This window comes from Nostoc sp. LEGE 12447 (assembly GCF_015206985.1).
Taxonomy (GTDB): Bacteria; Cyanobacteriota; Cyanobacteriia; order Cyanobacteriales; family Nostocaceae; genus Nostoc.
In genome coordinates, this window is the sequence record NZ_JADEXT010000013.1 from 41,925 (window position 1) to 56,117 (window position 14,193).

The window sequence follows — 14,193 nt, forward strand, 5'->3', positions numbered from 1 at the left end:
GCTATTTTAATATTAAATTTGGCTTTTAACCCATTGGCGAAATTCTTTAACTAATTCCAAATAATCTTTTTCTCCCACCTGCTCTAAAAAATTAGAAATTTCTGTTAATGGCAGATTGGGAAATGCTAAACTTTGTTCAACAGATATATATTTCTGATTTTGTAAAACGTTAATACTAAAAGAATTGCCATCATATCGCCAGATTTCGGGCACACCCATATCAGCATAGACTTCAAAGCGATTTTTAGAACTGCTAGTAATATCGATTTCTACTACCAAATCTGGCGGCGGATCTTGTTGCAAATTTATTCTTTTTTTGCCCTTGATTAACTGGATATTTCTAATGTAAAAGCATTCATCTGGTTCTGCACCACTCAGTTCTGGACGCTTGAAAGTAGTAGAACCAAGGGGTTGGATATTGACTTCTAATTCTTCCGCTAGAGTTTCAACAAATCGACCCAAGACTTTTTTATAACTCTCATGTTCAGGTGAAGGAACCATGATTTCTAAAGTACCTCGATTGTAAGTAAGCCGGAGGCGGCGACTAGCACTAAGTTCAGTTAGCAAGTTTTCGTATGTTTGCCAACTGATACCCGATAGGTGGACGATTTCTGTGGGTTGAAGCAGTGTGTTGCTAGTCATAGCGATATGTGATGTAGGTTCTCGCTGTACAATAGCCCTTCTTCGCCTCATTGTACTTTAAGCTCAATCTTCTATAAAGGTAGGTATCTGGTTGCTACAGTCGCGGTGAAAACTACTAAGCTGGTAAATAGCACGTTTAAAATTTAGCGGAAATTCGGAATCGCATTTATCGGCGGTTTAAGATTCCTCATTGGCGAACTACCTGTAATTACATTATGTTTGATGCTCTATCTGACCGTTTAGAAGCCGCCTGGAAAAAACTGCGGGGACAGGACAAAATTTCTCAATCCAACATTCAAGATGCATTGCGCGAAGTGCGCCGCGCCTTGTTGGAGGCAGATGTCAATCTCCAGGTAGTCAAAGATTTTATTAGCGAAGTCGAAGCCAAAGCCCAGGGAGCCGAGGTAGTTACCGGCGTGCGACCTGACCAACAGTTCATCAAAATTGTTCACGATGAACTGGTGGAGGTGATGGGAGAAGAAAATGTTCCCATCGCAGAAGCTAAGGAAAAGCCTACTATTGTGTTGATGGCTGGTTTGCAAGGTACTGGTAAAACCACAGCGACGGCTAAGTTAGCCTTACATCTGAGAAAATTAGATCGTAGCTGTTTATTGGTGGCGACAGATGTATATCGCCCTGCCGCGATCGATCAGTTGCTAACGTTGGGTAAGCAAATTGACGTACCAGTATTTGAACTAGGAAGCGATGCCGATCCCGTAGAAATTGCTCGACAGGGCGTAGAACGCGCTAGGGCAGAGGGTGTAAACACAGTAATTATTGATACTGCTGGTCGCTTGCAAATTGACGAAGATATGATGGCGGAATTAGCCCGCATCAAAGCAACTGTCCAACCACATGAAACTCTGTTGGTGGTGGACGCGATGACTGGTCAAGAGGCAGCAAATCTGACTCGCACCTTCCATGAGCAGATCGGAATTACTGGGGCGATTCTCACCAAAATGGATGGTGATAGCCGTGGTGGTGCAGCGCTGTCAGTGCGAAAGATTTCGGGAGCGCCGATTAAATTTGTGGGCGTGGGTGAGAAAGTCGAGGCACTGCAACCCTTTTATCCCGATCGCATGGCATCCCGAATTTTGGGAATGGGCGATGTGCTAACCCTAGTAGAAAAAGCCCAGGAAGAGTTCGATTTAGCCGATGCTGAGAAAATGCAGGAGAAAATCCTGTCAGCAAAGTTTGACTTTACAGACTTTCTCAAGCAGTTGCGGATGCTGAAGAATATGGGTTCTCTGGGAGGCTTCATCAAGATGATCCCAGGGATGAACAAGCTCTCAGACGACCAACTCAAGCAAGGAGAAACCCAGCTAAAGCGCTGTGAGGCGATGATTAACTCCATGACTCGCCAAGAACGCCACGACCCCGATTTATTAGCCAGTTCTCCCAGTCGGCGGCGGCGGATTGCTGCTGGCTCCGGTTATAGAGAGTCAGATGTGACTAAATTGGTGGGTGATTTCCAAAAAATGCGATCGCTCATGCAGCAAATGGGTCAAGGTGGCTTCCCTGGAATGCCAGGAATGTTCGGCGGTGGCGGCGGTATGGGCAACGCCTTCGCAGGGGCAGGTAATCGTCCCGCAGCCCCCGGATGGCGGGGTTATGGTGGTGATGCAGGCACGAAAAAGAAAAAAACCAAAGAGAAAAAGAAAAAAGGCTTCGGTAATCTTTAGTCATTAACCAATGACAAAGAACAAATGACAAAGGACTAATAGCAGCAAATGCTAGGCAGTGCTAAAATTAGCATTTCGACCTCAGAATTTATCAGCAGAGGAAACTAACCCTCTATTTCTCGGCAACAGCCAGATTTAGGTTGCTTCCTCACCCACTAGTTGCTAAATAATATCTAAACAGGAGAACGATTCTTCAACATGATCAAACTGCGCTTGAAGCGATTCGGTAAAAAACGGGAAGCAAGTTACCGCATTGTCGCCATTAACAACCTCGCTCGCCGCGATGGCCGTCCCCTAGAAGAATTGGGATTTTATAACCCCAGAACTGATGAAGTGCGATTAGACGTTCCCGGTATCGTCAAGCGACTACAACAAGGCGCTCAACCCACTGACACCGTACGTCGCATTCTAGTAAAAGCTAATGTTTTTGAACAGGTCAGTGCAACAGCCGCATCATAATTTCGGAACAAAATTGCCAACAGCCAGTCCCAACTATGTTGATCTGGTTCGGTTTTTGGTGCAGCCATTTTTGGAATCTCCAGAGACTTTAAGTGTCGATTGTGAAATTTCTCAGGCCCTCAACCGGGTTTGGGTTCGCATCGCCTTTGAAAGCACAGATAAAGGGAAAGTGTTTGGTCGAGGGGGACGCAATATTCAGGCGATTCGTACAGTAATTGCCGCAGCCGCAGCCGCAGCTGGGCAATCAGCATACCTGGATATCTACGGCAGTACCACTCCGGGCCGCGAAGGTATGTCTTTTGATGAAGACACAGAAGAGCGATCGCCACCGCCGACTAGGAGAGAAGCGCGTGGAAATGATGGGCCTAAACCCATTGTTAAACCCCGCCTCCGCTAGGTTAAAACTAGAGAGCAAATCTGAGCGGTTGTAGTTACCTCCGCTCAGAATTTTTGTAAAGATGGAAAGTAGCAAAAAGATTTTTGGATCTTTTTTTGAACTCTTCACCGAAGAGGCAGGGGAGCAGGGAGCAGGGGGCAGGGAGAAATATACTGAAATTACCCTGATACAAGGGTTAGAGAGCAACTAAATTTATTTATGCTCAAAAGTAAAAGTATTTGTTATGCCTACGGCACGCTGCGCGAACGAGATGTGTAACACGAAAAATAATACATTCTTATTTCAGAGCCAATACATTCATTTATAGGGATTCTCCCCCCAGCCCCTTTTCCTCTTTTTGACCAGTGTCGATAATTTGTTGCAAAAATTTTTCTAAAATGTAAGTAAAAAAGCGTAATTTCGCCTTTGGCGAGAAAATATTAACCTTTGTCAAAAATAGATCCTTACGAATTAAGAAATACTATGGCAGGTGCTTTCACAATTCAGCTGCCGAATGTTTCCAGTGCGATCGCTCTTGGGGGAGATGGAGAAGAAAATCTCAAAATCCTATCTCGGCAAACAGGAGCCAATTTAGTGCTACGCGGACAGGAATTAATGATTTCTGGTAATCAAGAGCAAATTGATCTGGCTTCTCGATTGGTGCGATCGCTTGAAGAACTCTGGATTAAAGGCAATACCATCACCAGTGCCGATATTTTAACAGCCCGTCAAGCCATAGATAGCGATCGGCAAGGGGAACTGCAAGATTTACAGCGAGATGTCCTTGCTAAAAGTCGCCGGGGTGAAGAAGTCCGTGCTAAAACCTTTCGCCAGCGTCAATATATCGAAGCACTCCGTAGGCGCGATCTCACCTTTGGGATTGGGCCTGCTGGTACTGGCAAGACTTATCTTGCCGTTGTTGTTGCCGTGCAAGCACTCCTGGCCAATCAAGTTGAAAAGCTAATTTTAACTCGCCCTGCCGTCGAAGCTGGTGAAAAACTTGGTTTTTTGCCTGGAGACTTACAGCAGAAAGTTAATCCCTATCTTCGCCCACTTTACGATGCTATTTACGAATTCATCGACCCAGAAAAAGTACCCAGTTTAATGGAACGCGGTGTAATTGAAGTCGCGCCACTTGCCTATATGCGAGGACGCACTCTAAATAACGCCTTTATAATTGTCGATGAGGCTCAAAATACTACACCCGCTCAGATGAAAATGGTTTTGACTCGTTTGGGTTTCCGTTCGCGGATGGTGATTACAGGCGACATGACACAAACAGATTTACCACTTCACCAACAATCAGGTTTAGGAGTGGCTTTACAAATTTTAAAACACGTTGAAGGTATTGCCTTTTGCGAATTTTCCCAAAAAGATGTCGTGCGCCATCCTCTTGTTCAACGCATTGTTGCTGCTTATGAACAATACGAAAAATAGGAATTGGGAATTGGGAATTGGGCATAGGGCATTAGTTAGTACTCATCGTTTAACCAACGACAAATAACAATTGACAAAGGACAAATGACAAATGACCACAACATTGAAAGAATTTTTAGCAGCTTGTGAGACTTTGGGAACTTTGCGTTTAATTGTGACTAGCAGCGCTGCTGTATTAGAAGCAAGAGGTAAGCTAGAAAAGTTATTTTATGCAGAATTGCCTAAAGGTAAGTATGCGAATATGCACACCGAAGGCTTTGAGTTTCACTTGAATATGGATAAAATCACTCAGGTGAAATTTGAAACAGGTGAGGCAAAAAGAGGTAACTTTACAACCTATGCAATTCGCTTTTTAGATGAGAAACAAGAATCTGCTTTGAGCCTATTTTTACAATGGGGGAAACCGGGGGAATATGAACCCGGTCAGGTGGAAACTTGGGAGACTCTAAAAGAGAAGTATGGAGAAGTTTGGGAACCTTTACCAGCAGAGATTTAATATAGATAATTGGTAATTGGAGAAAACCGTCAATCACCAATTATTTAGATAATACGATGTCACGAAATTGAATATCTTTAAGTGATTTAGGTGAGTCAAATCCTTCTGCTTGAATGTTAAGCACTTGTATTTTCTTGACTTGTAAAGGAATTTCGATAAAACTCACACTCAACCTAACATTAGCATTTTGGATAAGTTGTGTACTAACGTAATAATTATTTTTAATTGCATCAATTTCAACTGAGTCAGCAGGATATGTAATACCCTCTAAATCCAAAAATTTGCTTCTTTTAGAGGTATAATTACCATATAACCTCAGTTCTCTATCCTTGAGGGTATTTGTTATTAATACATCACATTTTACATTTTCATTTAATCTTTTGCAGCTTTTAAGTTTAAAAATAAACCCTTCTACTTCGACCGATTGTTGAGATACTGTTTCTTGTTGAATACTTGGGTTATTCTTGTCAGGAACTGTAGGTGCAGAAGTTTTATTTGGTAAAGGATTTTCAATAATAGGCTGAGGTGTTGGTGTTGATTTAATCGGATTTGGCAAATCAGTTTCAACAGGTGATTGTGAGGTAACTTCAGAAGATTTTATAGTTTTTTCGCTAGATGTATTTTCGGAACATTGGAGTTTGAAAAAACATCTAACTTCTGGAGTTGTAATAGCAATAATTACACTTAATCCTGTTAATACTAGACCGAAAATAGCGATAAATTGATTAAAACCTACTTTTTTACTACGATATTTCAAAACTTTGTCTTGGATGAGTCTCCAAAGTTTGACAATTTGTTCATTTTCGTGATCTCCATCCCAATTTACTAGATAAGCTGGTTGAATATCTAAAAATTCTCCAGGGATTCTAATATTTTCAATTAATACAGGAATCAGAATCTTATTATTTTTTTTTGCTTCCGAAGCCAAGTTTTTCAATAAGGCAGATTTTACAGAATTATTTGACCATAAAACTATAACAAATTTAGCTTTATCTAGCATTTCTGTTGTTTGATTTATGATTTTACTTCCTATGGAAATATTTTGTGCTTTCCAAACATTAATACTATAATAATTTAAAGCATCTTCTAGGAGACTTGCTATAGCTTTATCCGATTCGGAGTAGAGCAAACAAACTTCATTTTGACGTGCATTCATTTATTATTTTCCTAATTTTGCAAATTACTTAGCTCTCACCAAAATTTATGGTATTGATATATTGATATACTATAGAATTAGATAATTAGCATTTTATGAAATTGTACACTAGTAATAATTACTTTTCAAATGGTCAATTATGATATCTGAAAAATTTATGTACTAGATATCATAGCTCAATGTGTGATTAGCTAGCTGGATAATGAGCAATAGCTCAAATGCATTATTTTTCTGGAGATAAATTTTTATTCCATAACAAATAAATATTAAACAAACACTACCGATGCTTGCAATGAGGTCGATTTGGAGTTTTTGCTTGGTTGTTTCGTTTCTACTATGGAGTGGCGAAGCTTTTGCAGGTGAGTTGTCTGAAAGGTTAGCAAATTTTCCCCAATGGGAAAAACTAACTTCAGTGCAATCGGCTTCGGGTGATTTGGTTTACCCTGAATGGATGGCTGGTGATTGGCAAGTTACCAGTACTTTAATAGATTTAGCTGCACCTTTAGCACCAGATATCGTAACTCCAGGGTTTGAAGGTAATCGCCGACAATTAAATCAGCCTGTGAGTTTTGTAGTAAGATTTGTAAAAGAACAACCAGATATTTCTAGGTTAAAAATATTTCCTCAGATAGATTACAAATCCCCAAATTTGGTGGCAGATAGAGCGTTTAATAGTTTGAATTTGGCACGAGCTTATTTAGGGGATGAAGCAGTGTTATCAGTCAAAGTAGATCCAGATTCACCTAATCGTCAGATTACATTCCTGCGTAGCAGTCGCCAACTAGTTTCCATTGTGACTGCACGAGCTACAGAAACTCTTCCTGATGGCAAGTTCATCACCACAGAAGTGTTTCAACAATTATTCAAAGGTGGTTCACGCCCCTATTTAAACTCTGTAGAATCTACCACTGCTTATCATAAACTTCCAACAGCTAATCCGGCAATTGAGGCAGATCAAGTTACTGCTGTCTATCTTTCACCCCAAGATCCAGATTACTTTAAAGCTAATTCTCAACCAGTTGCTCTCTATCGCTATCGCCTAGAATTTATCCCAGCACAAATGCCTAGTACTCAAAAAGAATGATTTAAACCTAATAGCCCTTGACTACTTTGTAATACGCTTGTAGTATATAAATTCCAAGCTCACGATCGCGCTCTTGGACGGTGTGCATCATGGCCAAATTTCAAGATATTGTCAATTACTTTCGCTCTGACTGGAAGCTGAGTCTTTTTAGTATTACAGCATCTAGCATTTACGAAATTATTGATTTGGTTGTTCCTTATGCGATTGGGCAGATTTTAAACGTTTTGTCTAATCAACCTTTGGATAAACCACTTCAAAGTGCGATAGCAACTTTTTCAGACATAACTAATTACCCTATTAATAAAACTCTATCTTTGGGTGTATTACTGGGTTTAGTTTTCGTTGTCACCGTAGTCAAAGCGCCAACCCAACCTTGGTTAACCCATTGGTTTCATTGGGATATATCCTTAAGGTTGCGTCGCCAGAAAGCCCAAACAGCCGTAGAAAAAATTCTCACTCTCCCACTAGAATTTTATGATGAAAACAACCCCGGACGCATTGCTGGAAGAATAGCTAGAGGTATTTCTAACCACACTTTTACTTACCCCGAAGTTGCCGGACAGTTAATTCCTAAACTAGTTCGGGTACTGGGAATTTTCTTGTTTATCTTGGTGATTGAGTGGCGAATTGCGATTTTATATTTGATTTCCTTTGTAGTTATTCTTGGCTTTAGCTTGAAGGATTTAAAGCACCTGATTTGGCATGAAACTATTCTGGATAAATATTCAGAAGATACGGAAAGCCGTAATTCCGAACTGATCACCAACATCAAAACGGTAAAAGCATTTGCTACTGAAGCTCATGAACTAAAGCGGCAAAAACAACGTTTGGATCGTGAGCTAATGGTAGTTGAGTATCGCGTTCACAAAGGTTATGTGAAACTGGCTACTTGGCAAAGGACTGTAATTCAGTTTTGCGTGTTTACTATCTTGGGTTTGACTCTAGCAGCAACAGTAGACGGTAGAATTTCTCTCGGTCACTTTGTCATGACATTAACTCTTTCTAGCATGGCTTATGCCGAATTAGAACCTATTAGCACATTGGGAGAACTTTTTGCCCGTCGTTATTCTTCTATGCTGCGGTTTCACGAATTTCTCCAAGAGCCAATTCCATCTGATTCAGCTAGTCTTTTAGAAGAGAGCAACCAGACAGAATCACCCTATAAATTTACTGGGAAAGTTGAGTTGTCCCGCGTCAGTTTTGGATATGATGCCAACCGTCAAGTTTTGCAAGATATTAACTTGTTGATTGAGCCATACCAAACAGTGGCATTAGTTGGGCGTTCTGGTTCTGGTAAGTCTACTTTAGTTAAATTGCTGTTGCGATATTTTGAACCTCAAGAAGGTCAAATTCTGATTGATGGTCAAGATATTAGCACTTTGAATGTGGGTAAGTATAGACGAAGGCTAGCGATCGTTCACCAAGAAGTAGACGTTTTCAACGGTACTATATTAGATAACCTCACTTATGGTAGGCGGCATGCTAGTTTTGAGCAGGTTCAGGAAGCTTGTAGAATCGCCAGAGTCGATGAAGTAGTGCAGCAGTTACCCAAAGGTTATTACACCGTTGTAGGAGAAAGAGGTGTCAGGTTATCTGGAGGACAAAGACAACGGTTAGGAATTGCAAGGGCGTTGCTAGTGGAACCAGATGTGCTGATTTTCGACGAAGCCACTTCTAGCTTAGATTATGAATCTGAGCGTTCAATTCAGCTAGCGATGCGATCGATTCAGGGCACTTGCACCACTATTGTGATTGCCCACCGTTTAAGTACAGTGCGAGAAGCAGATAAAATTGTAGTTTTGGAGCAAGGAAAGATTGTAGAAGTGGGTAGCCACGATGAACTCTTGCATCAAGAAGGCATTTACCGCCGTTTGCACTCCCTGCAAGAAACAGGAGAACTCCTAAGTTAGGGGATAATACCACATTTTGGATTTGAGATTGACTCCATGAATTAATCCGCTTGATTAAATCGACTTTATTAACAGTAAGGTCGATTTTTCCCAATTGTAACTAACAGCATTATCTTACTACTAATTAATGTATATCTAATCGCTTAAGATAAAAATTTGCAATTTAATATCTCTATATTATATAAAAATATTAAAATTATATCATTACAAAATTTACTATAAAAAGCAGTACTAAAAAACTACCAAATAGTAGCCTTTTAATAATCATTATAAATTATTGAATATTTAATTTTTTGGAAGTCTAAATTAGAATTAGCTATCCTCACATTAGTACAAGGAATTGGCTATTTATTAAAGTTGTTATTGAGATGTTAAAAACCAAGTACAGATTTAACTAATTCGTAGCGAGTTAAATTTGGCAAGACTCTGTGCCCCTACCCTACGCGAAGGCGTACCACTTCGTGGAAGCAAGCTACGCGTAGCGTCTCGTAGAGAAGCGCTTATGCACTTAGCTTTGCTACCTAGTGCGTTTAAAAACGCTACGATTTCACACAAAACGGTACTAAAGTTTACTCTTATCTGCTTCTTTTTGTGCCGCCTCACTATATTTCTTATATAGTTGAGTCCGAATTTTAGCTTCCTGATAACGGCTGTGGTTTTGTGGCACCGTACCCATTAAATCTGAAGCTCGTTGCCACTTAGCAGCGATCTCTAGCCATTGAGTTGAGCTTGTGGCTGTTTTACCAGATGTAGAAGCTTGATTTGCAATTCGCACAGATATTGCAAATGGGTCATCAGATGGCTCATCAAAGCTATTGCTAGGAACACGAGATGATGTTTGGGCTTTCCTCTGGTTAGTATTTTCTGTAGTTAAAGATTTGGAAGTTTGTGGTTGCATTAGGTTTTTCAGTTTATCACCTAACTGGGCATAAACAATCCAACTAAGTAACAACAGTGAGCATAAACCAGCAGCTGCTAATACTTTGGTTTTAGGTGTATTACTATGTTTTTCTTTGTTAATAAGTACCAAAGGACGAGAGACTTGAGTTTTAGGAAAATTTGGTTTTCCTAAGTCAGCTTGAGCTTCTGTAAAATCTTTAATTAATTGCTTTACAATATTAGGCTGAATTAAGGCGATTTCCTGTGACCAGAGCAATTGGTTGTCGCGATCGCTATCTATCTCTTTTAACCATAGTAATTGTTGTTCTCGAACAATCCGACTGTTGATATTGACTCGGCGAATGTGGCGCGGAGCAATAGACTCAAGAATTTGCTGGATTTGTTCTACGAGGTGAGATTGCTCAAGTTGCTCTATCCTAGCCGCCTCACACAGAAGTTGTAAAACACCATCAGAAAAAATGGCTCTAGTTCTGACACCAGATTTGGCTAGCTTTTCATTTAATAACTGAATAATCGCAGCAACGCTCCCTTGGTGAGCTTGCCAACCGATATCATTTATTCGATCTACCATCTGAGGTTTGGTGATAACTCTTCCACCCTGACTGATTAACGTATTCATTAATTTAGGGACTCTTTTCTACTGACCTTGATCTTGTCTTCGATTTTACGAGTAAAAAGATGAGTTGCCAAATAAAATCATAAAAGTCGAGCCTTCCTTCTCGGTTCGGTAAAGATGCTCGATCGCGCTCAGTTAATTTAACACTCCCACGCTTAAAAAGCGTAAGATTCTTGAACTGAAACTGCGCTTTTAGGTTAACGCCGATGCTGGCGGACGAGCTACCTGTTTGACATACTACATTATGATGTCTTTTGGCGATCGCATAAATTCAAGTTAAGTTAGCTAAATACTATCAGGGTCAACACCAAGCGATCGTAACTGTTCCCTCAACCTTTCTACCTGCAACTCTGCTTGTTTTACTTGCTCTTGGGCTTGTTCCCTCGCTAATCTTTCTTGTTTCAGCGCCTCTGCCAATTCCTCTGGAATCAGTAACTTTTCCCCAGTGTCTTCTCGATAAAAACCAATCAGTTCTCCCTCTATTTGCAACCGCAGCTGCAAAGGTTCACATCGACTATCTGTAATTGGTTCATACACCTCGCCTCGCAGCCGATACCCTTGCAATTGCTCCTTAATCCACTCTCCCTTGGGGTCAAATAACCAGTATTCCAGTACCCCTAACTGCTCATACAACGTCTTTTTGAAGCCCATATCCTGGTTTTTAGTACCCTCCGAGGTCATCTCAAAGACGACTACAGGTACTTGTCCCTCTTCCCATATTTTGTAATTATCCCGACCTCCAGGAGCAACATTAAAAATCACCATTACATCTGGAGCTACTCGCAATCTCGGAAAACCTTGAGCATAGTAGAGAAACTGGTTACTCAAAACTGTTGCTTGCCTACCCAGCAAATATTGCCTCAATACTTCTAAAGTTGCCAGTAGAGCGCATAAATGAACATAACTTTCTGCCAAAGGTTCACCATCCGAGCTTGGATAAAAAACTTCTGTTGATTGAGAACTCGGTAAAAGGCTAGTCATAATTAGCCACCTGATTGAAAATATGGGTGGATAACTATATTATCTCAGACACTTTCGCTGATATTTCTGGAACTGTCATTGTGTGAGACATCTTTCACAAAGGAAACAAAATAGCTGTATCAGGATAAATTTGTGAGTCATTCTCGCTTTTTTTGCCTTTTTATCAGAATGGCAAGACTATTTAGTACAGCGATCGCTACATTAGAAGATATATATAAATAAAAATCATTGTTGATTTTTATTCGTTCGCAGTTCACACAAAACCATGAGTGCAAGTACCATTATTTCCGAAAATCCCTTACTCCAAGGCGTTGGCTTACCTCCCTTTGCAGAGATTAAACCAGAACGAGTAGTACCAGCCTTCAATCAGCTGTTGGCAGAACTTGACCAGCAGCTTGCCACCTTAGAAGCTAGTGTACAGCCTACTTGGAGTGGTTTAGTAGAACCTTTAGAAAAGCTGACAGAACGGCTTACCTGGAGTTGGGGGGTGGTGAATCATTTAATGGGTGTTAAAAATAGCCCGGAACTGCGCGAAGCTCATGAAATCGTACAGCCACTAGTCGTACAATTTATCAACAAGCTCGGTCAAAGTCAACCTATTTACAATGCTTTTAAAGCACTCCGTACCAGTGACAATTGGGCAACTTTAGAATTAGCCCAACAGCGCATTGTAGAAGCCGCCATTCGAGATGCAGAACTTTCTGGTGTTGGCTTAGAAGGAGAGGTCAGAGAGCGTTTCAACGCCATACAGATGGAGTTAGCAGAACTTTCTACCAAATTTTCTAACCATGTACTTGATGCCACGAAAGCCTTCAGCTTAACCCTGACAACACAAGCGGAAATTGAAGGTTTACCACCAAGCTTAGTGAGTCTAGCAGCCCAAGTTGCTCGTGCAGCAGGCGAAAGTAACGCCACCCCAGAAAATGGCCCTTGGCGGATTACTTTAGACTTCCCCAGCTATGGCCCTTTCATGCAGCACAGCACCCGGCGAGATTTGCGTGAAAAGCTCTACAAAGCTCATATCACCCGCGCTTCTACTGGCGATTTAGATAACAACCCCTTAATTGAGCGCATTTTGAAGTTGCGCCAAGAACTCGCAGATATATTAGGCTTTAAAAGTTTTGCTCAATTGAGTCTGGCTAGTAAAATGGCTCCTAATGTTGAGGCAGTCAACGCCCTATTAGAAGAACTACGCCATGCTAGTTATGATGCTGCTGTCAAAGACTTGGTAGAACTCAAAGCTTTTGCAGCAGCACAGGGAGCAGCAGAAGCTGAGGATTTAAAACACTGGGATATCAGCTTTTGGGCAGAACGCCAACGAGAAGCAAAATTTGCCTTTACTGCTGAAGAATTGCGTCCCTACTTTCCGCTTCCCCAAGTGTTAGACGGCTTATTTGGATTAGTCAAGCGGCTGTTTGGTGTTACTGTCACTTCTGCCGATGGTCAAGCCCCAGTCTGGCATGAGGATGTACGTTATTTCCAAATTGCTGACGAAACTGGTTCTCCCATAGCCTACTTCTACTTAGACCCTTACAGCCGTCCAGCCGAAAAACGCGGTGGTGCTTGGATGGATGTGTGCATCAATCGGGCCAAAATCACTGAAAATGGTGTCACTACCATCCGCTTACCAATAGCTTATTTAGTGTGTAATCAAAGTCCTCCCGTAGATGGTAAACCTAGTTTAATGACCTTCTATGAAGTAGAGACTTTGTTCCACGAGTTTGGTCATGGATTGCACCATCTGCTTACTAAGGTTAATTATCCCGGAGCTGCAGGCATCAATAATGTGGAGTGGGATGCAGTGGAACTACCTAGTCAGTTTATGGAAAACTGGTGCTATGAGCGAACCACTTTCTTTGGAATGGCGAAGCATTATGAAACTGGTGAAGCCCTACCGGAGCATTATTATCAAAAGCTGCTAGCGGCGCGTAATTATATGAGTGGCACTGCTATGTTGCGGCAGATTCACCTAAGCAGTCTTGATTTAGAACTACACTACCGCTATCACCCTGGTAGTAGTGAAACTCCATCAGATGTGCGTCATCGCATAGCCAAGACTACTACCGTTTTACAGCCACTTCCAGAAGATGCAATTTTATGTGCTTTTGGGCATATTTTTGAGGGTGGTTATGCGGCGGGTTACTACAGTTATAAGTGGGCCGAGGTACTGAGTGCTGATGCTTTTGCCGCTTTTGAAGAAGCTGGTCTAGAAGATGAAGAGGCTATAAAAGCTACAGGTCGGCGTTATCGGGATACGGTACTCGCACTTGGTGGTGGTCAGCACCCAATGGAGGTATTTAAAACTTTTCGGGGTCGTGAACCAAGTACGATCGCTTTACTCAGACACAATGGTTTAGTCAGTGCTGCTGTAAACTAAACAATACCACTGTAGGGAGGTTGCATTGCAACCTCCCTACTCGCATCAACTCTTTGTTATCTAGCATTTAGCGATCG

Annotated in this window: 12 protein-coding genes; 8 read left to right on the forward strand and 4 right to left on the reverse strand. The window is 41.3% G+C overall.

Going from position 1 to position 14,193, the window contains the following annotated elements; translation table 11 throughout:
- Nucleotides 1-12: 12 nt before the first annotated feature.
- Nucleotides 13-642: a Uma2 family endonuclease gene (locus IQ274_RS15595; RefSeq protein ID WP_163927379.1), complete on the reverse strand. Its 630-nt coding sequence runs from the start codon at nt 640-642 to the stop codon at nt 13-15.
- 215 nt (nt 643-857) lie between these two features.
- Between IQ274_RS15595 and ffh the strand changes: the two genes are divergently transcribed.
- From ffh to IQ274_RS15620, 5 genes are all read left to right on the forward strand, one after another.
- Nucleotides 858-2,324: a signal recognition particle protein gene (gene ffh / locus IQ274_RS15600; protein WP_193946963.1), complete on the forward strand. Its 1,467-nt coding sequence runs from the start codon at nt 858-860 to the stop codon at nt 2,322-2,324.
- 198 nt (nt 2,325-2,522) lie between these two features.
- Entirely contained in the window at nt 2,523-2,783 is a 261-nt protein-coding gene (rpsP, locus tag IQ274_RS15605; RefSeq protein ID WP_012409382.1) for a 30S ribosomal protein S16, read from the forward strand.
- A complete protein-coding gene (locus tag IQ274_RS15610; RefSeq protein ID WP_163927378.1) occupies nt 2,746-3,180 on the forward strand; it encodes a KH domain-containing protein in 435 nt (144 codons plus the stop codon). The genes rpsP and IQ274_RS15610 overlap by 38 nt, the downstream gene beginning before the upstream one ends.
- 462 nt (nt 3,181-3,642) lie before the next feature.
- Complete coding sequence (locus IQ274_RS15615) at nt 3,643-4,596, forward strand: PhoH family protein (RefSeq protein ID WP_163927377.1); 954 nt, start codon at nt 3,643-3,645, stop codon at nt 4,594-4,596.
- Nucleotides 4,597-4,687: 91 nt separating this feature from the next.
- Nucleotides 4,688-5,092 carry a ChuX/HutX family heme-like substrate-binding protein gene (locus tag IQ274_RS15620; RefSeq protein WP_163927376.1) on the forward strand — a complete coding sequence of 135 codons (405 nt, stop codon included), beginning with the start codon at nt 4,688-4,690 and terminating at the stop codon, nt 5,090-5,092.
- Nucleotides 5,093-5,132: 40 nt separating this feature from the next.
- Here the strand turns inward: IQ274_RS15620 and IQ274_RS15625 are convergent, their stop codons facing one another.
- Nucleotides 5,133-6,248 carry a toll/interleukin-1 receptor domain-containing protein gene (locus IQ274_RS15625; RefSeq protein WP_163927375.1) on the reverse strand — a complete coding sequence of 372 codons (1,116 nt, stop codon included), beginning with the start codon at nt 6,246-6,248 and terminating at the stop codon, nt 5,133-5,135.
- 283 nt (nt 6,249-6,531) lie between these two features.
- On the opposite strand from IQ274_RS15625, the gene IQ274_RS15630 reads away from it, so the two are divergent.
- Together IQ274_RS15630 and IQ274_RS15635 are read left to right on the forward strand one after the other, a co-directional pair.
- Nucleotides 6,532-7,332 (forward strand): DUF6816 family protein, encoded by an 801-nt coding sequence (locus IQ274_RS15630; protein WP_163927374.1) that lies wholly within the window; start codon nt 6,532-6,534, stop codon nt 7,330-7,332.
- An 89-nt stretch (nt 7,333-7,421) separates the two neighbouring features.
- A complete protein-coding gene (locus tag IQ274_RS15635) occupies nt 7,422-9,242 on the forward strand; it encodes an ABC transporter ATP-binding protein (protein ID WP_163927373.1) in 1,821 nt (606 codons plus the stop codon).
- A gap of 562 nt (nt 9,243-9,804) precedes the next feature.
- Here IQ274_RS15635 and IQ274_RS15640 read toward each other — a convergent pair.
- Both IQ274_RS15640 and IQ274_RS15645 read right to left on the reverse strand, forming a co-directional pair.
- Complete coding sequence (locus IQ274_RS15640) at nt 9,805-10,761, reverse strand: hypothetical protein (RefSeq protein ID WP_163927372.1); 957 nt, start codon at nt 10,759-10,761, stop codon at nt 9,805-9,807.
- Nucleotides 10,762-11,043: 282 nt separating this feature from the next.
- Nucleotides 11,044-11,739, reverse strand: a complete 696-nt coding sequence (locus IQ274_RS15645) for a Uma2 family endonuclease (RefSeq protein ID WP_194142796.1) — start codon at nt 11,737-11,739, stop codon at nt 11,044-11,046.
- A gap of 265 nt (nt 11,740-12,004) precedes the next feature.
- On the opposite strand from IQ274_RS15645, the gene IQ274_RS15650 reads away from it, so the two are divergent.
- Nucleotides 12,005-14,116, forward strand: a complete 2,112-nt coding sequence (locus IQ274_RS15650; protein ID WP_194142797.1) for a M3 family metallopeptidase — start codon at nt 12,005-12,007, stop codon at nt 14,114-14,116.
- Nucleotides 14,117-14,193 lie beyond the last annotated feature (77 nt).

Coding starts and splice junctions, on each gene's coding strand:
- IQ274_RS15595 (WP_163927379.1), bottom strand. CDS start 642: ATGACTAGCAACACACTGCTTCAACCCACAGAAATCGTCCACCTATCG.
- ffh (WP_193946963.1), top strand. CDS start 858: ATGTTTGATGCTCTATCTGACCGTTTAGAAGCCGCCTGGAAAAAACTG.
- rpsP (WP_012409382.1), top strand. CDS start 2,523: ATGATCAAACTGCGCTTGAAGCGATTCGGTAAAAAACGGGAAGCAAGT.
- IQ274_RS15610 (WP_163927378.1), top strand. CDS start 2,746: ATGTTTTTGAACAGGTCAGTGCAACAGCCGCATCATAATTTCGGAACA.
- IQ274_RS15615 (WP_163927377.1), top strand. CDS start 3,643: ATGGCAGGTGCTTTCACAATTCAGCTGCCGAATGTTTCCAGTGCGATC.
- IQ274_RS15620 (WP_163927376.1), top strand. CDS start 4,688: ATGACCACAACATTGAAAGAATTTTTAGCAGCTTGTGAGACTTTGGGA.
- IQ274_RS15625 (WP_163927375.1), bottom strand. CDS start 6,248: ATGAATGCACGTCAAAATGAAGTTTGTTTGCTCTACTCCGAATCGGAT.
- IQ274_RS15630 (WP_163927374.1), top strand. CDS start 6,532: ATGCTTGCAATGAGGTCGATTTGGAGTTTTTGCTTGGTTGTTTCGTTT.
- IQ274_RS15635 (WP_163927373.1), top strand. CDS start 7,422: ATGGCCAAATTTCAAGATATTGTCAATTACTTTCGCTCTGACTGGAAG.
- IQ274_RS15640 (WP_163927372.1), bottom strand. CDS start 10,761: ATGAATACGTTAATCAGTCAGGGTGGAAGAGTTATCACCAAACCTCAG.
- IQ274_RS15645 (WP_194142796.1), bottom strand. CDS start 11,739: ATGACTAGCCTTTTACCGAGTTCTCAATCAACAGAAGTTTTTTATCCA.
- IQ274_RS15650 (WP_194142797.1), top strand. CDS start 12,005: ATGAGTGCAAGTACCATTATTTCCGAAAATCCCTTACTCCAAGGCGTT.